Source organism: Kitasatospora sp. NPDC048298 (assembly GCF_043201465.1).
GTDB lineage: Bacteria > Actinomycetota > Actinomycetes > Streptomycetales > Streptomycetaceae > Kitasatospora.
In genome coordinates this window covers 1-23,868 of the sequence record NZ_JBICYZ010000029.1, presented here as the reverse complement: position 1 = coordinate 23,868, position 23,868 = coordinate 1, and the positions used below count along the sequence as shown (strand labels likewise).

General features: G+C 72.6%; 24 protein-coding genes and 1 pseudogene. 20 read left to right on the top strand and 5 right to left on the bottom strand.

The window, feature by feature from the left end; translation table 11 throughout:
• Nucleotides 1–13 precede the first annotated feature (13 nt).
• From ACGF0D_RS21730 to ACGF0D_RS21715, 4 genes are all read left to right on the top strand, one after another.
• A complete protein-coding gene (locus ACGF0D_RS21730) occupies nt 14–355 on the top strand; it encodes a DUF3618 domain-containing protein (protein WP_392918573.1) in 342 nt (113 codons plus the stop codon).
• A gap of 260 nt (nt 356–615) precedes the next feature.
• Nucleotides 616–918 (top strand): co-chaperone GroES, encoded by a 303-nt coding sequence (locus ACGF0D_RS21725; protein ID WP_049655715.1) that lies wholly within the window; start codon nt 616–618, stop codon nt 916–918.
• A gap of 170 nt (nt 919–1,088) precedes the next feature.
• Nucleotides 1,089–2,891 carry a hypothetical protein gene (locus tag ACGF0D_RS21720; RefSeq protein WP_392918570.1) on the top strand — a complete coding sequence of 601 codons (1,803 nt, stop codon included), beginning with the start codon at nt 1,089–1,091 and terminating at the stop codon, nt 2,889–2,891.
• A 61-nt stretch (nt 2,892–2,952) separates the two neighbouring features.
• A complete protein-coding gene (locus ACGF0D_RS21715) occupies nt 2,953–4,122 on the top strand; it encodes a winged helix DNA-binding domain-containing protein (protein WP_392918568.1) in 1,170 nt (389 codons plus the stop codon).
• Nucleotides 4,123–4,146: 24 nt separating this feature from the next.
• On the opposite strand, the gene ACGF0D_RS21710 is transcribed toward ACGF0D_RS21715, so the two are convergent.
• The gene (locus ACGF0D_RS21710) at nt 4,147–6,483 is read right to left on the bottom strand and encodes a transglycosylase domain-containing protein (protein ID WP_392918566.1); all 2,337 of its coding nucleotides are present in this window, start codon (nt 6,481–6,483) and stop codon (nt 4,147–4,149) included.
• Between the two features lie 224 nt (nt 6,484–6,707).
• On the opposite strand from ACGF0D_RS21710, the gene ACGF0D_RS21705 reads away from it, so the two are divergent.
• From ACGF0D_RS21705 to ACGF0D_RS21640, 14 genes are all read left to right on the top strand, one after another.
• A complete protein-coding gene (locus ACGF0D_RS21705; RefSeq protein WP_392881063.1) occupies nt 6,708–7,505 on the top strand; it encodes an ABC transporter permease in 798 nt (265 codons plus the stop codon).
• The gene (locus tag ACGF0D_RS21700; RefSeq protein ID WP_392918563.1) at nt 7,498–8,349 is read left to right on the top strand and encodes an ABC transporter permease; all 852 of its coding nucleotides are present in this window, start codon (nt 7,498–7,500) and stop codon (nt 8,347–8,349) included. Before ACGF0D_RS21705 ends, ACGF0D_RS21700 begins: the two co-directional genes overlap by 8 nt.
• A gap of 27 nt (nt 8,350–8,376) precedes the next feature.
• A complete protein-coding gene (locus ACGF0D_RS21695) occupies nt 8,377–9,339 on the top strand; it encodes an ATP-binding cassette domain-containing protein (RefSeq protein ID WP_392918560.1) in 963 nt (320 codons plus the stop codon).
• 231 nt (nt 9,340–9,570) lie between these two features.
• The gene (locus ACGF0D_RS21690) at nt 9,571–10,809 is read left to right on the top strand and encodes a glycosyltransferase family 2 protein (protein WP_392918558.1); all 1,239 of its coding nucleotides are present in this window, start codon (nt 9,571–9,573) and stop codon (nt 10,807–10,809) included.
• A 2-nt stretch (nt 10,810–10,811) separates the two neighbouring features.
• Nucleotides 10,812–12,107 carry a nucleotide sugar dehydrogenase gene (locus ACGF0D_RS21685; protein ID WP_392918651.1) on the top strand — a complete coding sequence of 432 codons (1,296 nt, stop codon included), beginning with the start codon at nt 10,812–10,814 and terminating at the stop codon, nt 12,105–12,107.
• Nucleotides 12,108–12,243: 136 nt separating this feature from the next.
• Nucleotides 12,244–13,539 carry a DUF445 domain-containing protein gene (locus tag ACGF0D_RS21680; protein ID WP_392918556.1) on the top strand — a complete coding sequence of 432 codons (1,296 nt, stop codon included), beginning with the start codon at nt 12,244–12,246 and terminating at the stop codon, nt 13,537–13,539.
• A 159-nt stretch (nt 13,540–13,698) separates the two neighbouring features.
• Nucleotides 13,699–14,760, top strand: a complete 1,062-nt coding sequence (locus tag ACGF0D_RS21675; protein ID WP_392881365.1) for an adenosine deaminase — start codon at nt 13,699–13,701, stop codon at nt 14,758–14,760.
• A gap of 207 nt (nt 14,761–14,967) precedes the next feature.
• Nucleotides 14,968–15,561 carry a toxin-antitoxin system HicB family antitoxin gene (locus ACGF0D_RS21670; RefSeq protein ID WP_392918553.1) on the top strand — a complete coding sequence of 198 codons (594 nt, stop codon included), beginning with the start codon at nt 14,968–14,970 and terminating at the stop codon, nt 15,559–15,561.
• Between the two features lie 105 nt (nt 15,562–15,666).
• A complete protein-coding gene (locus tag ACGF0D_RS21665; RefSeq protein WP_392918550.1) occupies nt 15,667–16,506 on the top strand; it encodes a DUF4097 domain-containing protein in 840 nt (279 codons plus the stop codon).
• Nucleotides 16,506–17,477 (top strand): ATP-binding cassette domain-containing protein, encoded by a 972-nt coding sequence (locus ACGF0D_RS21660; protein ID WP_392881078.1) that lies wholly within the window; start codon nt 16,506–16,508, stop codon nt 17,475–17,477. The genes ACGF0D_RS21665 and ACGF0D_RS21660 overlap by 1 nt, the downstream gene beginning before the upstream one ends.
• Nucleotides 17,474–18,253 (top strand): ABC transporter permease, encoded by a 780-nt coding sequence (locus tag ACGF0D_RS21655; protein ID WP_392918547.1) that lies wholly within the window; start codon nt 17,474–17,476, stop codon nt 18,251–18,253. The genes ACGF0D_RS21660 and ACGF0D_RS21655 overlap by 4 nt, the downstream gene beginning before the upstream one ends.
• A 108-nt stretch (nt 18,254–18,361) precedes the next feature.
• Entirely contained in the window at nt 18,362–18,946 is a 585-nt protein-coding gene (locus tag ACGF0D_RS21650) for a hypothetical protein (protein WP_392918545.1), read from the top strand.
• Between the two features lie 56 nt (nt 18,947–19,002).
• The gene (locus ACGF0D_RS21645) at nt 19,003–19,593 is read left to right on the top strand and encodes a hypothetical protein (RefSeq protein WP_392918543.1); all 591 of its coding nucleotides are present in this window, start codon (nt 19,003–19,005) and stop codon (nt 19,591–19,593) included.
• A gap of 82 nt (nt 19,594–19,675) precedes the next feature.
• On the top strand, nt 19,676–20,254 hold the full coding sequence (locus ACGF0D_RS21640; protein ID WP_392918540.1) for a hypothetical protein: 579 nt from the start codon (nt 19,676–19,678) through the stop codon (nt 20,252–20,254).
• A 64-nt stretch (nt 20,255–20,318) separates the two neighbouring features.
• Here the strand turns inward: ACGF0D_RS21640 and ACGF0D_RS21635 are convergent, their stop codons facing one another.
• Nucleotides 20,319–20,714 (bottom strand): hypothetical protein, encoded by a 396-nt coding sequence (locus ACGF0D_RS21635; RefSeq protein ID WP_392918537.1) that lies wholly within the window; start codon nt 20,712–20,714, stop codon nt 20,319–20,321.
• 201 nt (nt 20,715–20,915) lie between these two features.
• Nucleotides 20,916–21,098 (bottom strand): hypothetical protein, encoded by a 183-nt coding sequence (locus ACGF0D_RS21630; protein ID WP_392918535.1) that lies wholly within the window; start codon nt 21,096–21,098, stop codon nt 20,916–20,918.
• Between the two features lie 103 nt (nt 21,099–21,201).
• Here ACGF0D_RS21630 and ACGF0D_RS21625 point away from each other — a divergent pair, with 103 nt between their 5' ends.
• Nucleotides 21,202–21,609 (top strand): hypothetical protein, encoded by a 408-nt coding sequence (locus tag ACGF0D_RS21625; RefSeq protein WP_392881096.1) that lies wholly within the window; start codon nt 21,202–21,204, stop codon nt 21,607–21,609.
• Between the two features lie 242 nt (nt 21,610–21,851).
• Here ACGF0D_RS21625 and ACGF0D_RS21620 read toward each other — a convergent pair whose 3' ends face one another.
• Entirely contained in the window at nt 21,852–22,292 is a 441-nt protein-coding gene (locus tag ACGF0D_RS21620) for a hypothetical protein (protein WP_392918532.1), read from the bottom strand.
• Between the two features lie 256 nt (nt 22,293–22,548).
• Nucleotides 22,549–23,241 carry a VOC family protein gene (locus ACGF0D_RS21615; RefSeq protein WP_392918530.1) on the bottom strand — a complete coding sequence of 231 codons (693 nt, stop codon included), beginning with the start codon at nt 23,239–23,241 and terminating at the stop codon, nt 22,549–22,551.
• A 74-nt stretch (nt 23,242–23,315) separates the two neighbouring features.
• Between ACGF0D_RS21615 and ACGF0D_RS21610 the strand changes: the two are divergent.
• Nucleotides 23,316–23,868 (top strand): annotated as a pseudogene (locus tag ACGF0D_RS21610) (hypothetical protein); the annotation flags it as partial.

The following is a 23,868-nucleotide window of genomic DNA, read 5'->3' as shown; positions in this document are numbered from 1 at the left end:
TGGGGTGGCCCGAGTGGGCGACGCGAGCACGCAGGACAAGTCGGCGAGGACGACCGCCCAGATCGAGGCGGACATCGAGCGGACGCGTGACCGGCTGGCGGGAACCCTCGACGAGCTGGCCGTCCGCGTCCACCCGAGCACCATCTCCGCCCAGGTCAAGGCCAAGGCGGCGGCCGCCGTCGAGGAGCGGACCGCCCGGGCCTACGTGGCCGCCAGCGGCGTGGTGGAGAAGGTCCGGGCGCAGTTCGTGGACGAGAAGGGGCAGCCGCGCCGCGAGCGGATCGTCCCGGCCGCGCTGGTGGGCGTGGGCCTGGTGCTGCTGGTCGCCTCGGCCCGCAAGCGCCGCAAGGGCTGAGCACCGCGGGACGGAAGGGCCGGGCGCAGCACGCGTGCCCGGTCCTCCGCATGTCCGGCTCCGCTGCCCGGCGTTGGGCGTGCCCGGCGTTGAGCATGCCCGGCGTTGGGCGTGCCCGCGTTCCGCATGCCGGGCCAGCGTCACGCCCCGCGCCCGGGGGAGGTACCTTCGGGACCGTGAGTACGAACCACGAGAGCCACTCGGACCACCTGCAGGAGCACGCCCGCCACGACCGGCTCGGCGAGAAGCTGCCGATCCGGATGCTGCACGACCGCGTGCTGGTGCGCATCGAGGGCGGTGAGGGCGAGCGCCGTTCGACCGGTGGCATCCTGATCCCGGCCACGGCGGAGCTGTCCAAGCGCTGCACCTGGGCGGAGGCCGTCGCGGTGGGCCAGAGCGTGCGCTCGGTGGAGCCCGGTGACCGGGTGCTGTACGACCCGGAGGACAAGCTGGAGGTCGAGGTCCGCGGCGCCACCTACGTGTTGCTGCGCGAGCGCGACCTGCACGCCGTGGCCGCGACCCGGTTCGGCGACACGGAGGGCTCGACCGGGCTCTACCTGTAGGCGCGGCCCGCGGTCCTCGTCGCGGGTCCTCGCGTGGTCGTCCGCGGGTGGGCGTGTCACCTGGTCGGTTCAGTTCCCGTTGTGCCTTCCGGCGCCGCAGCGGACGGTGGGAGCGGCCGGATACGGCCATCCGCCCGTGGGGCGTCCACGGTGACCGCGCGAGGGAAGCCATGACACCGACCAGAGAGAGCGGTGCGGACGCGCGTGTCCGCGTTCGTGCCACGGTGGTGCTCGGTACGGTCGCCGCCCTGTTGGCCGGCTGCTCCTCGCCGCCGAAGAGCGGCCCGACGCCGTCCGCCCCTGCCGGGGCCTCCGCCTCCGCGGGGGCCTCCGCCGCCGGGGCCGCGGAGGTGCGACAGAGTCTCGCGGCGTTCGAGAAGCCGCTCGGTGCGGAGGACGCTCAGCGGGCGTGGGAGGGGTTGGCGGCGGCCGTGGGCGCCGCCTCCGCCCGGGGCGTCGACCACGACACGATCAGCAGGGAGGTCCTGCTGTGGGAGTCGCGCCGGCTGAGTACGCCGGAGGGGCAGCAGACCTTCATGGCCAACGCCGCGGCGCTGAACGGGCGCGTGGTGTCGGTGGGTGGTACCTCGGGGGTGCCGGCGCCGACGCTCGGCGCGCCCCCCGCGGGGGGACCGGGGCGGCCGGCCGCGTTCCGGCAGGCGTCGCCGGGCGCCGGGCTGTCCTTCTACTTCGTCAACGGGGTGCTGAACAACTTCGACTCCTCGACGGTGAACGCGAACCTGCTGTCCACCACGCTGAGCGGGCAGTTGGGCTATCCGGTCCGCGTCAACCTCCAGTTCAACGCCTCCAGCGCCAGCATCGCGATGTACACGTACAGCGCCTGTCAGGAGGCGCAGCGCGCCACCGCGGGCAACCCGATCCAGGAGAACCGGGACCTCGCGAAGGCCGTCTGCGGGCTCAGCGCGGCTGGGGCGGTCGTCCTGCCGGACGCGGTCATGGCGGACGTCAGCGGGACGATCACCCGGAAGCTGGCGGATCCGGACTTCGCGTTGGACGGGGTCAACGTGAACCTGCTGAAGAACGTGCAGGACGACCTGGGCAAGGGGCTGCGCGTGGTGCTGATCTCGCACAGCGAGGGCGGCCTCTACCTGCGCAACGTGCTGCCGCGGATCGGCGCCGGGAAGCCCGTCGGGGCGCTCTACATCGCCCCGCCGTTCGGCAGCGGGCAGGAGCTGAACGCCAATCCGACCCGCTATGAGATGTTCGAGTGGGACTGGTTGTTGATGGGGGTCTCCAGCGTGGACTTCACGACCAGGGCCGTGGCCCCGCAGATCGTGTACGACGGCTCCACGGCGTCGCGGTTCAACCTCCACTACCTCTCCAACTATCTTTACTGCGGGTCGGATTCGGCCAAGCAGGCCGGTGACCGGACGCGTGAGCTGGTGGACTTCGTCAACTCGGTTCCGGCCTCCCGGGGCGGTGCTCGTCCGGGGTTGTCCGGGGGCGACGGGCTGCGGCCGGGGCAGGGCGTGCAGGGTTGTCCGGTGCCGCAGCCGGAACAGACCCCGTCCGAGACGCCCACCGAGACGCCCACCGAGACCCCGTCCGAGACGCCCACCGAGACTCCGACGGGGACCCCGTCCGAGACGCCCACCGAGGTGACGCCCTCCGGCTCGCCCTCTCCCTCGGCCGGCGCCTACTACGTCTTCCTGCTCACCAACGTCTCCGGCGGGAACGTCCTGGTGGGCTCGCTGGACGACGTCCAGGGCAAGCGCACGTGCGACTTCGCGGACGGCGGTCTGTGCGCCGATGCCGGCGGTCAGGACGTCCCGGTGCAGTACACCGCCGAGTTGGGCCCGTACCCGACGCTCGCGGATGCCCAGGCCGCGTACTGCGCGAACGCCACCAACCCCCATCCGGGCCCGGGGGCCGCAGGTACCAAGGTCGACATCTTCGGCGGCAGTTACTGGACCGACAACATCGGCTTCGGCTGTCCGACGCCCAGCCCCTGACGCGGGTGGGCCCGCGCCTCGACCGGCCGGGCTTGTCGGTGGTGCGCGCTAGGGTCCCGGCATGAGTGTGCCGGTGATCGGGGATCGGGAGCGTCGGGCCAGGCTGGGGCGGCGGCAGTTGCTGGCGCCGTCGGTGCGGGCGGCGCGGGCGGAGGACGTGGCCGACGGGGTGGTCGGGCTGCACGCGTCGGACGCGGCCACGGTGTACCTGTCGGCCTGCGCGCGGTTGGCGGAGCCCGCGGCGGCGGAGGTGGACCGGGCGCTGTACGAGGACGTCTCGCTGGTGAAGCTGTTGTCGATGCGGCGGACGATCTTCGCGGTGACGGAGGGCTTCGCCCCGTACGTGAGTTCGGCGGCGGCGCGGGCGATCGCGGCGAAGGAGCGGGCGGGGCTGCTGAAGCACCTGCGGGACCACGCCGAGGGCTGGGACGAGGCCCGGTTGGCGCGGACGGAGCGCGAGGTGCTGGCGGCGCTGGCCGCGCGCGGTGAGGCGACGACCAAGGAACTCTCCGAGGACGTGCCGCAGTTGCGCGAGACGATGCTGATGTCGGCGGGCAAGCCGTACGAGGCGAGGCAGAGCGTGGGCAGTCGACTGCTGCGGCTGCTGGCCTCGGACGGGCACGTGCGCCGCTGCCGTCCGCGCGGGTCGTGGCTGAGCAGCAGCTACCCGTGGGCGCCGGTGCCGCAGTGGCCGGACGTGCCGGTGCGGGAGGCGAAGGCCGAGGTGGTGCGGCGCTGGCTGGCGGCGTACGGGCCGGGGACCGTGGAGGACGTGAAGTGGTGGACGGGCTGGACGCTGGGGGACGTCCGTAGAGCGCTGGCGGACCTCGGGGCGTCGGAGGTGGCGCTGGCCGACGGGGCGCCCGCCCTGGTGCTGCCGGGGGACGAGGCGCCGGTGGCGGAGCCGGAGCCGTGGGCGGCGCTGCTGCCCTCGTTGGACCCTGCGGTGATGGGCTGGCGCGGGCGGGACTGGTACCTGCGGCCGGAGGACGTGCCGGCGCTGTTCGACCGGGCGGGCAACTCCGGGCCGACGGTGTGGTGGTGCGGCGAGGTGGTGGGCGGCTGGGCTCAGCGCGCCGACGGAAGCCTGGTGTGGCGGCTGTTCCGGGACGTCGGGGCGGATGCGGAGCAGGCGGTCGCGGTGGAGGCGGAGCGGTTGGCGGGTTGGCTGGGGGAGGTGCGGGTGACGCCGCGGTTCCGTACCCCGCTGGAGCGTGAATTGGTGGCTTAGGGGCGGCGGTTCAGGGCCGGCGGTTCAGGGCGTGGTCGGTGCCGCCGGGCGGCTGGCGGGGCCGCCGGTGGCGCTGGGCAGGCTGGTGGGGCGGGTCGGCTGGGTCTGGCTGGGTTTGGGGGTGGGGCTGGGCTGGTCCGGGCCCGTCGTGGGCTGGGGGGCTTGGGGGCTGGGGGTGTTCGGCCCGGGGGCGGGTCGGTCGGTGGTGGCGGGGGCGCTGGGCGTGTGGTCGGGGGGAGTGCCGGGGGCCTGGCCGGTGCTGGTGGGTGCGCCGCCGGGCGGCGGGGTGGTCGGGGTGGTGGTGGCGCTGGGGCTGGTGCCGGGGGTGAGGTCGGGCCAGGGGGTGGTGGTGGGCTCCTGTCCGGTCTTGAGGTCGAAGTCCTGGGTGGGGGTGCCGTCGAGGGCGGCGGCCGTGTAGGCGGTCCAGATCCGGGTGGGGAAGGCTCCGCCGTTGATCCGGGTGAGTCCTGCGGTGCCGGCCAGCGGTTCCTTGGCGTGGGTTTTCGGGTTCTCCCTGAACAGGCCGACGGTGGTGGCGAGTTCGGGGGTGTATCCGGCGAACCAGGCGGAGAGGTTGGAGTCGGTGGTGCCGGTCTTGCCGGCTGCCGGGCGGTTCAGGTCGAGGGCGGCGGCGCCGGTGCCGCGGGGGCTGATGACGTCGCGCAGCACGTCGGTGACGGAGTCGGCGATCTCCCGGTCGAGGGCGTCGGTGGGGTTGTGTTCGGGCATCTTGGGGACGTCGACGGCGCCGCCGGTGTTGACGCGTTCGAGTTTGAGGACGGACCAGGGGGTGTGGGCCTGGCCGTGGTTGGCGAAGGTGGCGTAGGCGCCGGCCAGGTCGAGGGCGCTGGGGGTGGCGGTGCCGAGGGTCATCGAGGTGTTGGCCGGGTCCATGCCGCGGACGCTGTCGGGGATGCCGAGTCTGACGGCGGTCTCGCGGACGCGGGCGAGTCCGGCGTCCACGCCCTCCTGGGCGTACACGGAGTTGACGGACTTCACCATGGCGTAGCGCAGGGTGATGTTGCCGTAGGAGATGTCGTCCTCGTTGGGAGGGGCGTAGGGGGTGGGGCCGCCGGTGACGGGGCGTTCGCTGGTGCCGTCGTAGCGGGACTCGGTGGTGATCGGGCGGCCGTCGACGGCGTGTTGGGCGACGAGGCCGGCGGCGAGGTCGATCGGTTTGAAGGTGGAGCCGATCTGGTTGTCCTGGCGCAGTGCGTCGTTGTAGGGCTGCTTGGCGTAGTCGGGGCCGCCGTAGACGGCGACGACCCGGCCGGTGGCGGGTTCGACGGAGGCGCCGGCGACCCGGACGTCGGTGTCGGTGGTGGGGCGGGCCTGGGGGTCGAGTTCGCCGGTGAGTTCGTCCTGGACGGCCTTGGTGAAGGCGTCCTGGCGGGGCTTGTCGAAGGTGGTGGTGATGCGCCAGCCGCCGGCCTTGAGGGTGGCGGCGTCGAGGGTGCCGGAGGAGACGAGGTAGTCGTCGGCGACGCCGACCAGGTAGCCGGCCTGGCCGGCGAGGCCGGTGGCGGGCTGGGGGTCGATCGGGTCGGGGAAGGTGGTGGCGGCGCGGTCGGCGGGGGTGAGGAAGCCGAGTTGGACCATGCCGTCGAGGGTGTAGTTCCAGCGGGCGACGGCCTTCTCGCGGTTGGCGGGGGTGGCGGTCTTGACGTCGTAGAGGCTGGGGGCCTGGAGCAGGGATGCGAGGTAGGCGCCCTGGGGGAGGGTGAGCCGGGAGACGTCGACGCCGTAGTAGGCGTGGGCGGCGCTCTGGATGCCGTAGGCGCCGCGGCCGAAGTAGCTGCTGTTGAGGTAGCCGGCGAGGATCTCGCGCTTGTCGCGCTGCTGGTCGACCTTGAGGGCGATGAGCAGTTCGCGGCCCTTGCGCTCGATGGTCTGGTCCTGGGTGAGGTAGTAGTTCTTGACGTACTGCTGGGTGATGGTGGAGCCGCCCTGCATGCCCTTGCCGAGCAGGGTGTTCCAGCCGGCCCGGAGCATGCCCTTCAGGTCGATGCCGCGGTTCTGGTAGAAGGTGCGGTCCTCGGCGGAGACGACGGCCTGCTGGGTGGCGAGCGGGATCCGGTCGATGGTGACGTCGGTGCGGTTGACGGCGCCGGTGCGGGCGATCTCGGTGGTGCCGTCCGCGTAGAGGTAGATGTTGTTCTGGGCGACGGCGTGGGCGTTGGGATCGGGCACCGGGACGATGACGTAGAGCACGGCGAAGCCGCCCACGGCGAGCAGGAACAGCGTGGTGAGGGTGCCGAGGGTGACCCGCCAGGTGGGCAGGAGCCGGCGCCAGAGCGGGAGGGCGCGGCGGGCCTCGCGGCGGGCGGCCCGTTTGGCCTGGCGGCGGGTGCTCAAGGTCATGCCGAGATTATCTGCTATTTGACGCGCGATCAGGCCGGAAAAACCGGGTGCGGGTGGGGTCGTCCGGAGGTACGGTGAAAGGTGAAAACCACATAGCGCACCCGCTTTCGCAGCTCCGCCCGCCCGCCCGGCACCCCCCGGGTACGGCCGGTCGGGGCCGTTGGGGCGTGCGCGGATGTCGAGGGGCGCCTCTCTCTGCTCGCATTTGTCGACAAGGAGACAATATGCTCTACGCCGCCGTTGCCCGCGGCGCCTTCCGCCGCTACTCCACCTACCGGGCCGCCACCGTGGCCGGTACCTTCACCAACACCGTCTTCGGCATCATCCTGGCCTACACCTTCCTCGCCCTCTGGCAGGCCCGCCCCGGACTCGGCGGCTACGACCAGAGCCAGGCCGTCACGTACATCTGGGTCAGCCAGAGCCTGCTGGTCACCGTCGCGGTCTGGGGCGGCGGCTTCCAGGACGACCTCCAGGACCGCTTCCGCAGCGGCGACATCGCCGTCGACCTCTACCGCCCGGTCGACTTCCAGGGCTGGTGGCTGGCCTCCGACCTCGGACGGGCCGGCTTCCAGGCGCTGGTGCGCGGCACCGTGCCGATGCTGATCGGTGCCCTGGTGTTCCGCATCCGACTGCCCGAACACCCGCTGACCTGGGCGTTCTTCCTGCTCTCCGGGCTGCTGGCGGTGGTCGTCAGCTTCGGGTTGCGCTTCCTGGTCTCGATCACCGGCTTCTGGCTGCACGACTCGGAAGGGGTGCGCTCGGCGATGCTGGTGGTCTCGATGTTCTTCTCCGGGATGCTGCTGCCGATCGCCCTGTTCCCCGGCTGGCTGGGCGCGCTCGGCCGGGTGCTGCCCTGGTCCGCGCTGGTGAACGTGCCCACCGACGTCTTCCTGGAGCGGACGCGGGGCACCGCCGTGCTCGGGGCGCTCGGCTTCCAGCTCGGCTGGGCGGCGGTGCTGCTCGCCGCCGGGCGGGGCGCCCAGTGGCTCGCCACCCGCAGGGTGGTGGTGCAGGGTGGCTGAGCAGCTGGTGAGGCTCCGCCGGGAGCCCTTCACGGCCCGCACCGCCTGGGCGCTGCGCTCCTGGTGGCTCTGCGCCCGGATGTGGATGCGCTCGATGATGGCCTACCGGGCCTCCTTCGCGCTGAACCTGGCGGCGAGCGTGGTCATCCACGCCCTCGACTTCGTGGTGCTGGTGGTCATGTTCCTGCACACCGACCGGCTCGGCGGCTGGAGCCTGCCGGAGATCGCCTTCCTGTACGCCACCGCCGCCTTCTCGCTCGGCGTCGCCAACCTGCTGGTCGGCTCGGCCGAGTCGCTCGGCGCGCGGATCGTCAGCGGCTCGCTGGACACCATGCTGATCCGGCCCGCGCCCGCGCTCTCCCAGCTGTGCGCGGAACGCTTCTCGCTGCGCCGGCTCGGCCGCCCGCTGCAGGCCGTGGCGGTGCTGGTCTGGTCACTGGCCGCGCTGGACGTGCACTGGACCTGGGACCGGGTGCTGCTGGTGCCCGTCCTGCTGGTCTGCGGCACCGTCATCTTCGGCGCGATCTACATCGGCGGCGCCACCGTCCAGTTCTGGTGGGGCGAGTCCAAGGAGATCCAGAACTCCTTCACCTACGGCGGCGCGACGCTGCTGCACTACCCGCCGACGGTCTTCGCCAAGGAACTGGTCGCCGGGGTCGTCTTCGGCGTCCCGCTGGCCTTCGTCAACTGGCTGCCCGCGCTGCGCATCCTCGGCCGGCCTGACCCGCTCGGCCTGCCCACCGCCTTCCAGTTCGCCTCCCCGGTCGCCGCCGCGGTCTGCGTCCTCGCCGCCGGGCTCGCCTGGCGGGCCGGGCTGCGCGCCTACCGCGGCACCGGCAGCTGAACTCCCCCTGACCAGAAGGAGCCCACCATGGCACTGATCGAACTCCAGGACGTCCGCCGCAGCTTCACCGTGCGCACCCGCACCGGCCGGTTCAGCCGGGCCAAACGCGAGGTCCGCGCGGTGGACGGGCTCAGCTTCACCGTCGAGGCCGGCGAGTGCGTCGGCTACATCGGGCCCAACGGGGCCGGCAAGTCCACCACCATCAAGATGCTCACCGGCATCCTCGTCCCCAGCTCCGGGCGGCTGCGGGTGGCCGGGGTCGACCCGGCCCGCGAACGCGTCGCGCTGGCCCGCCGGATCGGCGTCGTCTTCGGGCAGCGCACCACCCTCTGGTGGGACCTGCCGCTGCGGGACTCCTTCGAACTCGCCCGCCGGATCTACCGCGTCCCCGACGCCCGGTACCGCGAGAACCTCGACCGCTGCGTCGAACTGCTCGACCTCGGCGGCCTGCTGGACACCCCGGTGCGCCAGCTCTCACTCGGCCAGCGGATGCGCGGCGACCTCGCGGCGGCGCTGCTGCACGACCCCCAGGTGCTCTACCTGGACGAGCCGACCATCGGCCTGGACGTGATCAGCAAGGGCCGGGTGCGCGAGTTCCTGCGCGAGGTCAACCGGGACCGGGGCACCACCGTGCTGCTCACCACCCACGACCTGACCGACATCGAGCAGCTCTGCGGCCGGGTGATGGTGATCGACCACGGCCGGGTGGTGTACGACGGCGGGCTGGAGGGCCTGCACGCCGCCGGCCGCAGCGAGCGGACGCTGGTGGTGGACCTCGCGCAGGAACTCGCCCACCCGGTCGAGGTGCCCGGGGCCAGGGTCACCAGGGTCGAGGGGCCGCGCCAGTGGCTGGCCTTCCCGGCCGAGGAGAGCGCCGCGCCGATCGTGGCGGCGGTCGCCGCGCGCTACCCGCTGGTGGACCTGTCCGTGCGCGAGCCGGCCATCGAGGACGTGATCGCCCGGATGTACGCGGAGGTCGCGATCGGCTGACGGGGACGGGCGCGGATGCCTGAAGGGACGGGCGCGTACGGCTGACGGGGACGGACGCGCACGACTGGAGGGGGCGGGCGTACGGCGGCCGGATGCCGTGCGCCCGTTCGTCGTTCGGCGGCGCGTTCGGCTCTCCTTCGCCGGTGTGGGTGATCACCGTGACCCCCGGCCGCTGACGCGAGTTGACCGGGTGTCACCCGCCGATGCCGGAAACCGGAGGCTCCCCGCCCGATGGCCCTACCCGACGTGACCGTGGTGGTCGCGGTCCACAACACCATGCCGTACCTCACCGCCTGCCTGGACTCGCTGGTCGGGCAGTCCCTGGCGCCGGGGCGGCTGGAGGTGGTGGCCGTGGACGACGGCTCCACGGACGGCGGCGGGGAGCTGCTCGACGAGTACGCCGCCCGCCACCCCGGGCTGTTCACGGTGGTGCACCAGGCCGACTCGGGCGGCCCGGCGGGCCCGGCCAACCGCGGCATGCAGCTGGCCCGCGGCCGCTACGTGCTGTTCCTCGGCGCGGACCACCGGCTCGGCGAGGAAGCGCTGGAGCGGCTGGTCACGGCCGCCGACGCCTGGGGCTCGGATGTGGTGGTGCCCAAGCAGGCCGGGGTGAACGGGCGGCCGGTGCCGCAGGGGATCTTCCACGCCGACGCCGAGTCGGTGGACTTCACCGACTCGGCGCTGGCCTGGGCGCTGGCCGACACCAAGCTCTTCCGGCTCGACCTCCTCCGGCGCCACCGGCTGCGCCGCGACGAACGGCTGAAGGTCTTCTCGGACCAGCCGTTCACCCTGGAGGCCTGCCTGCGGGCGGCCAGGGTGTCCGTCCTCGCCTCCTACGACTGCTACTTCCCGGTGCCGCGCGAGGACCGGGGCGACCTCGCCGAGCGGGCCGGGGTGCTGGACCGGCTGCGCGGGATCACCGCGCTCCAGCAGGTGGCCGCCGAACTGGCCAGGCCGGGCGAGGAGTCGGACGCCATCCGGGTGCGCGGCTTCGGTCGGGACGTGCCGCGCCTGCTGCAGGACGGCTTCCTGCTGCTGGCCGACGACATGCAGGAGCGGGTGTGCGTCGAGGTCGCCCGGCTGATCGAGCGCTTCGGCGCCCGCGAGGTGTACCACCGGCTGCCGGTCGCCGAGCGGGTACGGCTCGAACTCGCCTGCGCGGTACGGCCGGAGGCCCTGCGCCACCAGATCCGCTACGAGGCGGCGCACGGCGATCCACCCGTGGTGGTGGACGGGCGGCGGCGGTTCGCGGGCTACCCGGCGTTCCGGGACGCCCGGCTCGGGCTGCCGGACGCGCTGTTCCTGCTGCCGGAGGAGGACTCGGGCGCCGCCGTGGCGCAGGCCGCGCCGCGGCTCGACCTGGCGCGGCAGCTGTGGCGCGGACTCGTCCCGGAGCAACTGCGCCGCGGACTGCGGCGCCACCCGGCATGGCGCCGGCTGGCCGACTCGGTGAACGGAGGACGGGAATGAGCCTGGACGTCTGCGTGGTCGGGCTGGGCAGGCTGGGCCTGCCCCTGGCGGTGCAGTTCGCGCTGAAGGGCCACCGGGTCACCGGCGCGGACATCGCGCCCGGTGTGGTGGAGAGCGTCAACCTGGGCGTGCCGCCGTCCCCCCGGGAGGCGGGCCTGGAGCAGGTGCTCAAGCGGGTCGTCGCCGAGGGCCTGCTGCGTGCCACCACCGACACCACGGGCGCGGTGGCCGGGGCCGAGGCCGTGGTGCTGGTCGTCCCGCTGGTCACCGCCACCGACGGCAGTCCGGACTTCACCGCGCTCGACGCGGCCACCGACGCCGTCGCGGCCGGGCTGCGCCGGGGCACCCTGGTCAGCTACGAGACCACCCTGCCGGTCGGCACCACCAGGGAGCGCTGGGCGCCCCGGCTGTCGTCCCGCTCGGGCCTCGCCGCCGGGACGGACTTCGCGCTGGTGTTCAGCCCGGAGCGGGTCCGCACCGGACGGGTCCTCGCCGACCTGCGGCGCCACCCCAAGCTGGTCGGCGGCCTGGACGCGTCCTCGACCCGGCGCGGCGCCGAGTTCTACCGGGCGGTGCTGGACTTCGACCCGCGCCCTGACCTGCCCCGGCCCAACGGCGTCTGGGAGCTGGCCTCGGTGGAGGCGGCCGAGTTCAGCAAGCTCGCCGAGGCCACGTACCGGGACGTCAACATCGCGCTGGCCAACCAGTTCGCCCGGTACGCGGACGAGGTCGGGGTGGACTTCGCGGAGATCGCCGACGCCTGCAACTCGCAGCCGCACAGCCACCTGCACCGGCCGGGCATCGCGGTCGGCGGGCACTGCGTCCCGGTGCACCCGCGGCTGTACCTGTGGAACGACCCGGGCGCGACGGTGGTCCGGGCGGCGCGCGAGGCCAACCTGGCGGTGCCGGGGTACGCGGTGGGCGTGCTGGCGGGGGCGGTGCCGGGCGGGATCGCCGGGCAGGGCGTGCTGGTGCTCGGGGCCTCCTACCGGGGCGGGGTCAAGGAGACGGCGCACTCCGGGGTGTTCCCGCTGGTCGAGGCGGTGCGGTCGGCCGGCGGGCGGCCGTACGTCAGCGACCCGCTGTACGGGGCCGAGGAGTTGGCGGCGCTCGGGCTGCCGCCGTACGGCGGGGAGCCGGTGGTGGCGGCGGTGCTGCAGGCGGACCACCCGGAGTACCGGGACCTGTCGCCGGTGGACCTGCCGGGGGTGCGGGTGCTGCTGGACGGGCGGCGGTGCACGGACCCGAAGCGCTGGGCGGGCGCGGAGGTGCGGCGGATGGTGCTGGGCGGGGAGTGAAAGCCGGTCCCGTGTCGGTCCCGGGACCGGTCTCGGGCCCGTTCTCGCCGGGCCCGTTCGGCGCGTGACGTCTGGCGGGGGCGCGTGATCGCGAGGCGCGCCCCCGTCCGCACCGGGCACCGGGCAGACTGGCGGGGTGAGTGACGATGCCTTCAGCGGGACCGGCCACGGGGTCCGGTTCACCGCGGCCGACGAGCAGAAGAGACGCGGCGTCCGCCGGATGAAGACCATCGCGACCGGCCTGCTGGCCTTCGCGACCCTGGTCTTCGCCCTGTCCACCTGGGCGAAGGCGGCCGGCGCCGGCCCCTGGGCGGGGTACGTGGCGGCCGCCGCCGAGGCGGGCATGGTCGGCGCGCTGGCCGACTGGTTCGCGGTGACCGCGCTGTTCCGCCGCCCCTTCGGCCTGCCGATCCCGCACACCGCGATCATCCCGACCAAGAAGGACGCCTTCGGCCGCTCGCTCGGCGAGTTCGTCGGCGAGAACTTCCTCTCCGGCCACGTGGTCCGCGGCCGCCTGGCGGCGCTCGGCATCGGCCGGCGGCTGGGGGAGTGGCTGGCCGCGCCGGGCAGCGCCGAGCGGGTCACCAAGGAGGCCTCGGCGGCGCTGCGCGGCCTGCTCGCGGTGCTCCGCGACGACGACGTGCGGGCGGTGGTCGCCGAGGCGGTGACCAGGCGGGCCGCGGCCACCTCGGTGGCCGAGCCGATGGGCCGGATGCTCGGCAAGGTGGTCGCCGACGGCGGGCACCACGGGGTGGTGGACCTGGTCGCCGTCCGGGCGCACGGCTGGCTGACCGCCAACCACGAGGACGTGGTCCGGAAGGTCACCCAGAAGACCCCGGGCTGGACGCCCCGGTTCATCGACCACCAGGTCGGCGAGCGGGTCTACAGGGAGCTGCTGCGCTTCGTCACCGAGATCCGGGACGACCCGAACCACCCGGCGCGCGGCGCGATCGACAACTTCCTCGCCGACTTCGCGACCGAGCTGCAGACCGACCCGGAGACCATCGCCAGGGTCGAGCGGGCCAAGGGCGAGCTGCTGGCCCGCCCCGAGGTGCAGGACCTGATCAACTCCACCTGGGCGGCCGTGCGCACCCTGGTGATGGGTGCGGCCGAGGACGAGGACAGCGAACTGCGCCGGCGCATCCGCGACGGCGTGCGCGGCTTCGGCGAGCGCCTGGCCACCGACGCCAAGCTGCAGGCCAAGGTGGACGGCTGGCTCCAGGACGCCGCCCAGTACCTGGTCGACACCTACCGAACGGAGATCACCTCGCTGATCTCCGAGACGGTGGCGAGCTGGGACGCCGACGACGCCTCCCGCAAGATCGAGGCCAACGTCGGCCGCGACCTCCAGTTCATCCGGATCAACGGCACCGTGGTCGGCGCCCTGGCCGGGCTGCTGATCCACACCGTGGCGGTCGCGCTCGGGGGCTGATCCCGGGGACGGCGGTGCTCGGGGCCGATCCCGGGGACGGCGGCGCCGACTCGGGCCTATCCTGGGCCGAAACCACGCGATACGCGCGTAGAGGCACGGAGCAGGAAGAAGGGAACCACCGTGGTCCAGCCGGACGGAAGTCGGATCGGCCCCAGTGACATTCGGAACGGCGACAGCCGGACCGAGCCCGCGGACCGGAGCATCGAGGCGTTCATCGCCGGGATGCCCAAGGCGGAGCTGCACGTCCACCACGTCGGCTCGGCCTCGCCGCGCGTCGTCGCGGAGCTCGCCGCCCGGCACGCCGGGAACTCCAAGGTGCCGGTCGACCCGGCGGCGCTCGCCGAGTACTTCACCTTCACCGACTTCGCGCACTTCATCGACGTCTACCTGAGCGTCGTGGACCTGGTCAGGGACGCCGAGGACGTCCGCTCGCTCACCTACGGCGTGGCCGAGGACATGGCCCGGCAGAACATCCGGTACGCCGAACTGACCATCACCCCGTACTCCTCGGTCCGCCGGGGCATCCCCGACGTCGCCTTCATGGAGGCGATCGAGGACGCCCGGCTGCGCGCCGAGAAGGAACTCGGCGTGGTGCTGCGCTGGTGCTTCGACATCCCGGGCGAGGCCGGGCTGCAGTCGGCCGAGGAGACGGCCCGGCTGGCCACCGAGCTGGCCCCCGAGGGCCTGGTCAGCTTCGGCCTGGGCGGCCCGGAGATCGGCGTGCCGCGCCCCCAGTTCAAGCCGTATTTCGACCGGGCCCGGGCGGCCGGCCTGCGCAGCGTCCCGCACGCGGGCGAGACCACCGGGCCGGAGACGGTCTGGGACGCCATCCGGGTGCTCGGCGCCGAGCGCATCGGGCACGGCACCCAGGCGGTGAAGGACCCGGCGCTGGTCGACTACCTGGGCGAGCACCGCATCCCGTTGGAGGTCTGCCCGACCTCCAACATCGCCACCCGGGCCGTGGAGCGGATCGAGGACCACCCGATCAAGCAGATGGTGGACTCCGGGCTGCTGGTGACGGTGAACAGCGACGACCCGCCGATGTTCGGCACCGACCTCAACACCGAGTACGCGGTGGCGGCGCGGCTGCTGGGCCTGGACGAGGCCGGGGTGGCCGGGCTGGCCCGCAACGCGGTCGAGGCCTCCTTCCTGGACCAGGCGGGCAAGACCCGGCTGGCCGGGGAGATCGACGCCTACCTGGCGGGCTGGCGGCGGGCGTAGGAGCCCCCGAACCCGCCCCCGAACCCGCCTCCGAACCCGCCTCCGAACCCACCTCTGAATCACCCTTTGGACCGCCCCGTCGACCTCCGGTCGGCGGGGCGGTCCTGTCGTCGGCGCCGGCCGGCGCCGACTCCGTTGGGGTGATGGCGCCAAAGTGGTGCCACAAATGGCTCGACATGGCGCCATCGCCGTGCCAAGCTATCGGCCATGGACCTCACGCCCTACGTGGAAAACCTCCGGAACGAGCTCGCGGTGGCCGCCGCCACCGGCGGGGAGGAGGCCCGCGCGCTGGCCGAGCGGCTGACGCTCCCGCTGGAGTCGGCCGTGCGGCTCACCCTGCTCAACGCGCTCTCGGCCGCCATGGGCGAGGTCACCCGTGATCTCGCCCCCGGCTCGGTGGACGTGCGCCTGCGCGGCCTCGACCCGGAGTTCGTGGTGACGGCGCCGCCCGGCTCGGGTGCCTTCCACGGCGATCTGGCGCCGCTGGCGCCATCCGTGGCGCCAATGGTGCCGGCGGTGCCACCGGTGGTGCCTCCGGTGGCACCTTCGGGGGTGCCTTCCGGGGTGCCGGAGGCGGACGAGACGGGCACGGCCCGGATCAACTTCCGCCTGCCCGCCCACCTCAAGGCCAGGGCGGAGGAGGCCGCCGCCGAGGCCGGCCTCTCGCTCAACGCCTGGCTGGTCCGGGCCCTGGCCGGTGCGCTCGAGGGCGGCGAGCCGGCCCGCCGCCCGGCGGCCGATCCGGGCAACCGGATCGCGCGCAGCATCGGCGGCGAGGGCTTCACCGGCTGGGTCCACTAGCACTTCCGCAGTACCGGGATCGTCTGCACCACCTTCTGCACCTTCGACGTCACCCCCGCTCCGACCAGCGGGAACACCCACACGAGTCAAGAGGACGGGACAGCCATGCCTACGTACGAGACCGACGGACCGATCTCCGCCATCCTCGAGTTCGACATCGGCTCGGTCTGGATCAAGGCGAGCAAGCGCACCGACACCGTGGTCGAGGTCCGGCCCGCCAACCCGGCCAAGGAGGCGGACGTCAAGGCCGCCGAGCAGACCCAGGTCGACTTCTCCGGCGGTCGGCTGGGCATCAAGGCCCCCAAGCAGCGCTCCGTCTTCACCAGCAAGAAGGGCGCGATCGAGGTCCTGGTCGAGCTGCCGATCGGCTCCGAGGTCCACAGCGAGTGCCCGATGGCCGAGTTCATCACCGAGGGGCCGCTCGGCGCCTGCCGGCTGAAGACCTCGCTCGGCCGGATCCAGGTCGAGCAGGCCGACAGCGTGCGGCTCGACAGCGGCTTCGGCGACGTCCGGCTCGGCGGGACGGCCTGGGACGCCGAGGTGACGGGCGCCGGCCGGATCGAGATCGGATCCGTCGGGGGCCGGCTGACGGTCAAGAACAGCAACGGCGACACCGAGATCGACGAGGTGCGCGGCGAGCTGCACGCCAACGCCTCCAACGGCCGGATCCACATCGGCGCCGCCGAGGGCAACGTGGACGCCAAGTCGGCGCACGGCCACATCCGGGTCGACCGGGTGGTCCGCGGTCAGGTCACCCTCCAGACCAACGTGGGGGACGTCGAGGTCGGCATCGCGGAGGGCACCGCGGCCTGGCTCGACGTGCACAGCAAGGTCGGCGGCGTCCGCAACGACCTCGGCCCGACCCAGGGCCCGGGCGACGCGGTGGAGACGGTCGAGGTGCGCGGTCGCACCCAGGTCGGCAACGTCATCGTCCGGAGGGCGTGATGGCGGCGGCCTCGGGGGGCCCGGTGGTCCCGGTGAACCGGACGGTCCCGGCGATCTCGGCGACGGCCCTCACCAAGTCCTACGGGGACAAGCCGGTCCTGAGGGGCGTCGACCTGGAGGTCCCGGCGGGCAGCGTGTTCGCCCTGCTCGGGCCCAACGGCGCCGGCAAGACCACCACCGTGCAGATCCTCTCCACCCTGATCCCCGCCGACGGCGGCTCGGCCCGGGTGGCCGGGCACGACGTGGAGCGCGAGGCCGACGCGGTGCGGCGGGCGATCGGGGTGACGGGCCAGTTCTCGGCGGTGGACAATTTGCTCACCGCCGAGGAGAACCTGCTGCTGATGGCCGACCTCAACCACCTCCGCCGTCGGGAGGGGCGGAGGCGGGCGGAGGAACTGCTGCGGCGCTTCGATCTCACCGAGGCCTCCCGCACGGCCGTCACCACCTTCTCCGGCGGCATGCGGCGCAAGCTCGACCTCGCGATGACCCTGGTCGGGGATCCGAAGGTGATCTTCCTGGACGAGCCGACCACCGGGCTGGACCCGCGCAGCCGGCGCACCATGTGGGAGATCATCCGGAGCCTGGTCGCCGACCACGGGGTGACGATCCTCCTCACCACCCAGTACCTGGAGGAGGCCGACCAACTCGCCGACCGGATAGCCGTCCTGGACGGCGGCCGGATCGTCGCCGAGGGCACGGCCGAGGAGCTGAAGCGGTTCGCCCCCGGCGGGCGGATCCGGCTCCGGTTCGCGGACGCCGGCCGACTGGCCGCCGCCGCGGCGCTGTTCGAGTACGCCACGGCGGACACCGAGGCGCTGCGGCTGGAGATCCCGGGGGACAACTCCGTCCTCACCGTGAAGGCCGTGCTGGACACGCTCGACAACGCGTCCGTACCGGCCGAGTCACTGGTCGTGGAGACGGCCGACCTGGACGACGTGTTCCTTCAACTGACCGGGGAGGGCGTGCGATGAGCACGGCCACGGGCACGGCCGGCCACGCGTTCGGCGACTCGCTGACCATGCTGCGCCGCAACCTCAAGCACGCGCTGCGGTACCCGTCGCTGACCTTCGCGGTCGTGGTGACGCCGGTCATGATGCTGCTGCTCTTCAACTACGCCTACGGCAGCACACTGGGCGCCGGGATCGGCGGCGGCCACTACATCGACTACGTGACGCCCGGCATCGTGCTGATGGCGGCCACCTCGGGGTCGCTGGTCACCGCGATCGGCATCTGCACCGACATGACCGAGGGCATCGTCAACCGCTTCCGCACGATGGCGATATCACGCTCCGCCTTCCTGGCGGGGCACGTGGTCGGCAGCGTCATCCAGACCATGATCGGGCTGGTCCTGGTGGTCGGTACGGCCCTCGCGATGGGCTTCCGGCCGAACGCCGGGCCGGTGGAGTGGCTGGCCGCGGCGGGCCTGCTGCTCTTCCTCACCATCGCCCTGACCTGGATATCGGCCGGCATCGGCCTGGTGGCCAAGACGGTCGAGAGCGCCAGCAACCTGCCGATGCCGCTGCAGTTCCTGCCCTTCGTCGGCAGCGCCATCGTCCCGACCGACTCCATGCCGACAGCCATGCGCTGGTTCGCCGAGTACCAGCCGTTCACCCCCATGATCGAGACCCTGCGCGGGCTGCTGATGGGCACCGGGATCGGCGCCGGTGCCTGGAGCGCCCTGGCCTGGTGCACCGGGCTGACGCTGGTCGGCTACTTCTGGTCGCGGAGCGTCTTCCACCGGCGGTGACGGGGGGACGGCCGGTGGCCCGGACGGCGGAGCACCCGTCGCCCGGGCCACCCGGCGGCCCCGTAGTAAAGTCCCGGCAAAGGGCAACTCCGGGGGGAGCAAATGACGGTGGCGCGCCGCAGGCAGGTCGTGTGGTGGCTCCGGGGTGCGGCGCTGGCGGCCTTCCTGGTGTACCTGCCGGGGTACTTCGCCTCCCGGCAGGGCGGGCTGATCGAGGTCGAGCGTTGGCTGAACCACCCGGTGCTGCTGCTGGGGACGGCGGTCGCGCTGGCGGTGGCCTCGGCCGTGGCCCAGGTCGAGTTCCGCACCAGGTGGGCGCAGATCGGCTGCGCGGCCGTCCTGTCACCGCTCCTCTTCATCGGGGCGGCGGTGGGGGCCCTGGCGTACTACTTCGGTGGGGACGGCCGGCTGGTCGCCCGCACCCCCGACCCGAACCGCGCCGACCACGTGCTGAGCGTCACCGACGTCGCCTTCTCGATCGACCCGGTCTACCGGGTGGAGTTGCTGACCGGCAGCGGCTGGTCGGCCCGCCACTGGGGCCTCGGCACCTGGGAGGAGCACGACGGCTTCGTCAGGGCCGAGTGGTCCGGTCCGGACCGGATCACGGTGACCTTGGAGAAGGAGATCGAGGTCTTCACCGTGGGCGAGGACGGCGTACTGGGCGGCCCCTCGGTGACGCCGAGGCCTCGGTAGGCCCGGCGGTGCGGTCCGTGCCGAAGTCCGGAGAGGAAACCGTGGGGGAGCGAGGGATGGCAGTGGCGCGCCGCAGGCGGATCGCGTGGGGGCTCAGAGGGGTGGCGCTCGTGGCGCTGCTGACCTACCTGGTGGGCCGGCACGCCGCTCGTTCGGGCGGGCTGGTGGAGCTCGAACTCTGGTTCCACCGGCCGGTCCTGCTGGCCGGGTCGGCGGTCGCGCTGGTCCTGATCTCGGTGGTCGTCGAGCTGGAGTTCCGCACCCCGGAGTCGCAGATCGGCCTGGCCGGCGGTCTGGTGGCGCTGGTCTTCCTCGGGGTGCCGCTCGCGCTGTCGACGCTGGTGACCGCCGACGAAGGGGTGGAGACCCGGCGGGAGGCCGCCCCGGACCACCCGGAGCGGGTGCTCGTCTTCGCCAACGTCGCGGACTCGATCGATCCGGTGTACCGGGTGGAGCTGCTGACCGGTAGCGACTGGTCGGCCCGCCACTGGAGCCTCGGCCCCTGGGTGGACGGCAAGGGCCTGGTCAGGGCCGAGTGGTCCGGTGCGGACCGGATCACGGTGACTCTGGAGAAGGAGGTCAGGGTCTTCACGGTGGACGAGGACGGGAGGCCGGGCGGCCCCTCGGTGACGCCCCGGCAGCGCTAGGCCCTGCCGGTCCCAACTGCCCCACGAGTCCCTGTAGTAACGTCCGCGCCGAAGATCGGCAAAGAACCGTCGGGGGCGAGGGATGACAATGGTGCGCCGCAGGCAGATCGCGTGGGGACTCAGGGCGGTGGCGCTGCTGGCGTTGCTGGCGTGCGTGGCGGGCTGGCGCGAGTCCCGTTCGGGCGGGTTGGTGGTGGTCGCGGAGTGGTGCGACCACCCGGTCCTGCTGATCGGGTCGGTGCTCGTGCTGCTCGTGGCCTCGCTCGTCGTCGAGCTGGGGTTCGGCACCGGGACGGGGCAGCTCGTCTGCGGCCTCGGCCTGGGGCTGCTGGTCCTCTACGTGCCGTTCGCCCTCCTGGCGAGCCTGTTTCCCCCCATGGACCCGCCTCGCCGGGAGGCGGCCCCGGGCCGCCCGGACCGGGTGATCGTCATCACGGACCTGGGCGGCTTCGACCCGTTCTACCGCAGTGAGCTGGTGTCCGGTTTCGGCTGGTCGGCCCGCCACTGGGAACTGGACTCCTCCAGGCACGACGACGGCGTCAACTGGTCAGGTCCGGACCGGATAACGATCACCAGGGGCAAGACGCTCACGGTCTTCGACGTCCTCCCGGACGGCAGTCTGAGCGAGCCGCGGGAAGAGCCCCTGCCTCCGAAGCACTGAAGCCGTCCGGCTCCCCTCCGGAAAGCGGAGGAGAGCCGGGCCGTGCGTCCTGGTGGGGAAGGTGTCACCAGGTGTCGATGCCCATGGTCCTGGCCGCGCTGTGGATGGCGTTGTAGTGCGGGATCGACATGTCGGACCTCTTCTGGTTGGCCGGCAGGTTCCGGTCGGCGGCGCGGAACTCGTCGCGGGCCTCGGCCAGCAGGCTGGTGCCGTGGGAGACCGGGACGTCCTTGGTGCCGTGGGCCGGGTGGGACTTGGCGGCGGTCTTGCTGCCCGCGTTGATCAGGGTGTTGCGGGCCTGGTTGTAGTCCGCGACCTTGACCGTCTTCGGGTTGCGGAGCTCCGCCCGCACCCCGGCCGTCGACGGCGCCTGCTCGGCGGCCAGGGCGGCCGGAGCGGCGGCGGTGAGCGCGCCCGTCACGATGACGGTCGCGAGGGCGTTCCGAAGGGTCCTGTGCATGAGGGTGTCCTTCCGAGAAAGAAAAGCGTCAAGGATTCGCCCCTTCGTGAGCAGTGAAACGGTCGGGGCGCGAACGCTTCGGCACTACCCCGGCCCCTGGTGGCGGAAAACCGGCTTCCGCTCGGGAAGTTCGCCGACGATGAGATCAGGCCTTTTTCCGATATTGCTCCAATATGATTGGCACAGTGAGGAGATGGGGAATCACCTGCCTCGGTGTCGCTCCTTGGCCTGCCGCCTGGCGGCCGCCCGCCGTTCGAGCGCGGCTTCGGCGGCGCGGCGCTTGGCAGCAGCGCGGTTGAGGTGACCGGCCCCTCGCGGGCCCGCGATCTCCAGCACCCCGACCCAGAACGGGCCTTCGAAGAACACGGTGAACGTGCTCGGCATGGTGCGTTTCCTCCCATGGTTGTCATGCCGTGTCCCGCACGCGCGGCACCTCATATGCTCTTTCGACTTGCGACCGATCCAGCCGCAACACTTGGAAGGCACGATGACCCGCTTCACCACCGCTGCCCTGCTGGGGGCAATGGCCCTGATGCTGCTCGAAACGATCGCCATCGTTCTCTTCTTCTGCATCGCCATGCCGCTGTTCGTGGGCGGTATCGCCTTCGAGGACGAGGTGGCGCCCGTCCCGCGCTTCCTGCCGCAGGGGTTCCTGCTCGCGGGACTCGTCATGGTCGGGGTCAACGGCTGGGCGGCTCTGGGCCTGTGGGCGATGGGGTCGCCACAGAAGGCGTCCCGCGGTTCCTCCGCCTTGGTCGGGGCGGGATCGGTGCAGGTCATGCTGCTCGGTTACGGCCTGCTGTCGGGGAACTACCTGTTCACGCTCTTCGCGCTGGCAGTGCTGGTTCTGCTCGCCGCACTCGTGCGGCCCGCATTCGCGAAGCCCGCGGCCTGACGCGGAGTGGCTGCTGTGGGGTGGGAAACGCGGAAGGGTCCGGCACCTGTGTTGGTGCCGGACCCTTCCGACTGTGGAGCGCCAGGCCCGGGTTGCACGGACTCTTCCTACTGAAAGTAGGACGTGCTCTGGTAGCACCGCTGACGCCTGACGAGGTTTCATGTCCCTCGCGACATCAGGAACATTAGCAGGTCAGCGCCTGTGTGCCGAATCGTGCGCCGCTGGTGGCCGGCTCATGGCCGTCACGGTGCCAACACCCGGCAGTAGAGGCTCCCTCCGGCGGCCACCGCGATCGTCGCGAGCTGTGCGACGGCTCGTACGATGGCCGGCAGGTCGTCGTCGGTCATGTCATCGCCGTCCTCGCGGCGGAGCCTCTCGCTCCAGCGGTGGGCCAGCTCCGTCAGTTCGGCAGCGCCGGCGCCGGCGAGCGCGTGGGTGAGCCTGGGCGGGAAGGCGAACGTGCCGCTGCCGTCGTTGGTCATGGGTACGATCCAGCGGATCGACCCCCACGAGGCCTGATCCGGCGGCAGGCTCACGAAGTAGTCGCCCCACTCGTCGACCGCGTCGTCGCCGTAGAAGTCGCGGCCCGTCATCGAGGTGAACCGGCCCTGAGGGCCGCCCAGGTGCACGCCGGCGGCGCTTAGGTCATCGGGAGCGAGGAAGAACGCGGCGCTGGTGGTCATCACGCAATGATGGCCGCCCCTGGGGCCCCGGGGGCCGGCAATCCTGGGCCGTGAAACGCGGAAGGGTCCGGCACCTGAGTTGGTGCCGGACCCTTCCGACTGTGGAGCGCCAGGCCCGGGTTGCACGGACTCTTCCTACTGAAAGTAGGACGTGCTCTGGTAGCACCGCTGACGCCTGACGAGGTTTCATGTCCCTCGCGACATCAGGAATATTAGCAGCTCAGTGCCCGTGCGCCGAATCGTGGCCCCGGGGCAGTCAGGCCGGGACGTGTGCGGGCGGGCCGGCCACGCCGACACACGCCTCGTTCCCCTCGGGGTCGGCCAGCACCCAGTTCGACGGCGCGTCGGCGTCGTTCACCAGGCGGCCGCCGGCCGCGAGGGCCGCGGCGATCCGGGCCTCGGCCTGGTCGTAGGGCACCCAGACGTCGACGTGGACCCGGTTGCGCTGCGGGCGCGGTGAATCCATCCGCTGGAAGTAGAACGGCGCCCCGCGGCGGTGCGGGTCGATCAGGTCCTCGCCACTGCCCGCGCGCTCCTGGTAGCCGAGCAGAGCGCGCCAGAACGCCACCACGTCGGGACCGGCGAGGGCGTCGACGGTGACCTGGACGGTCTGCACGGCGGACGGGTCGGCCGGCACCTCCAGCGCCTGGGCCACCGCCGAGATCCGGCGGGCCAGTTCGATGTGCCGTTCGGTCAGTCCGTAGTAGTCGTCCGTGATCGTGATCAGCCGCACGAGCACGCCCGCCTGCCGCACGTCGACGTCCGGGTGGTCGTCCCCGACGCCCGGAATCTCACTGATCGCCTGCACGAACCGGGCGCCGACCGCGAACGACCCGGTGCGGAAGTACGCACAAGCCCCCTCGCCCACCACGCGCCAGTCCTCCAGGCCGACGGCCTCGTGGAACCGCTGCGGCCTGATGCGCTCCATCGTGCTCTCCCCGTAGGTCATGCGCCCCAACAAGCGTGCGGATTCGATCGCCCCGGTCGATCATTCGGCACTGCGGAAGCGTTTGTCCAGGCTTCGTGATCATGTACGAGCGTTGGGACGTGCTGCCGGACGGCGAGCGCGAGCAGTGGGTGCTGGAGCCGTTCGAGAGCGTGGGCCCGCTGCGGTTCGGGATGCTGATCGACGAGGTGTCCAACATCCTGAGCCGCCGCACCGACGACCTCCAGCGGTACTCCGGCCCGTGCCTGGCCGAGGACCCGTACGGGCTGGTGACCGGCCGCTACCGGAGCTTCGGACTCACGCTCTACTACTGGGACGAGCGGCTGCGGGGCGTCTCGGCGGACGCGCTGTGCGGGCCGCAGGTGTCGGTGGAGGGGGTGGCGCTGACCGGGCGCCGCCCGTCCGAGCTGGGGAAGTGGCTGTGGGGCCGGGCCGATGCCCTGGCGCCGGCGAAGGTGCTCGTCGTCATGGGCGGGGGAGAGTTCTGTTCGGAGTCGCTTGGGGATGGGAATGCGGAAGGGGGGCGGCCCCCCGGGGTGGGGGGGGCCCCCCCCCCCCGGGGGGGGCCCCCCCCCGGGGGGGCCGCCACCTACAAAAGAAAAAATGGAGGGGAAAGGTGTGGAACCAAAA

What these genes read in the sequence shown, in the direction of transcription:
- ACGF0D_RS21645 (WP_392918543.1), top strand. Translation starts at nt 19,003, where the DNA reads ATGGCAGTGGCGCGCCGCAGGCGGATCGCGTGGGGGCTCAGAGGGGTG.
- ACGF0D_RS21695 (WP_392918560.1), top strand. Translation starts at nt 8,377, where the DNA reads ATGGCACTGATCGAACTCCAGGACGTCCGCCGCAGCTTCACCGTGCGC.
- ACGF0D_RS21640 (WP_392918540.1), top strand. Translation starts at nt 19,676, where the DNA reads ATGACAATGGTGCGCCGCAGGCAGATCGCGTGGGGACTCAGGGCGGTG.
- ACGF0D_RS21665 (WP_392918550.1), top strand. Translation starts at nt 15,667, where the DNA reads ATGCCTACGTACGAGACCGACGGACCGATCTCCGCCATCCTCGAGTTC.
- ACGF0D_RS21715 (WP_392918568.1), top strand. Translation starts at nt 2,953, where the DNA reads ATGAGTGTGCCGGTGATCGGGGATCGGGAGCGTCGGGCCAGGCTGGGG.
- ACGF0D_RS21620 (WP_392918532.1), bottom strand. Translation starts at nt 22,292, where the DNA reads ATGACCACCAGCGCCGCGTTCTTCCTCGCTCCCGATGACCTAAGCGCC.
- ACGF0D_RS21630 (WP_392918535.1), bottom strand. Translation starts at nt 21,098, where the DNA reads ATGCCGAGCACGTTCACCGTGTTCTTCGAAGGCCCGTTCTGGGTCGGG.
- ACGF0D_RS21705 (WP_392881063.1), top strand. Translation starts at nt 6,708, where the DNA reads ATGCTCTACGCCGCCGTTGCCCGCGGCGCCTTCCGCCGCTACTCCACC.
- ACGF0D_RS21690 (WP_392918558.1), top strand. Translation starts at nt 9,571, where the DNA reads ATGGCCCTACCCGACGTGACCGTGGTGGTCGCGGTCCACAACACCATG.
- ACGF0D_RS21615 (WP_392918530.1), bottom strand. Translation starts at nt 23,241, where the DNA reads ATGACCTACGGGGAGAGCACGATGGAGCGCATCAGGCCGCAGCGGTTC.
- ACGF0D_RS21720 (WP_392918570.1), top strand. Translation starts at nt 1,089, where the DNA reads ATGACACCGACCAGAGAGAGCGGTGCGGACGCGCGTGTCCGCGTTCGT.
- ACGF0D_RS21670 (WP_392918553.1), top strand. Translation starts at nt 14,968, where the DNA reads ATGGACCTCACGCCCTACGTGGAAAACCTCCGGAACGAGCTCGCGGTG.
- ACGF0D_RS21660 (WP_392881078.1), top strand. Translation starts at nt 16,506, where the DNA reads ATGGCGGCGGCCTCGGGGGGCCCGGTGGTCCCGGTGAACCGGACGGTC.
- ACGF0D_RS21725 (WP_049655715.1), top strand. Translation starts at nt 616, where the DNA reads ATGCTGCACGACCGCGTGCTGGTGCGCATCGAGGGCGGTGAGGGCGAG.
- ACGF0D_RS21635 (WP_392918537.1), bottom strand. Translation starts at nt 20,714, where the DNA reads ATGCACAGGACCCTTCGGAACGCCCTCGCGACCGTCATCGTGACGGGC.
- ACGF0D_RS21710 (WP_392918566.1), bottom strand. Translation starts at nt 6,483, where the DNA reads ATGACCTTGAGCACCCGCCGCCAGGCCAAACGGGCCGCCCGCCGCGAG.
- ACGF0D_RS21655 (WP_392918547.1), top strand. Translation starts at nt 17,474, where the DNA reads ATGAGCACGGCCACGGGCACGGCCGGCCACGCGTTCGGCGACTCGCTG.
- ACGF0D_RS21625 (WP_392881096.1), top strand. Translation starts at nt 21,202, where the DNA reads ATGACCCGCTTCACCACCGCTGCCCTGCTGGGGGCAATGGCCCTGATG.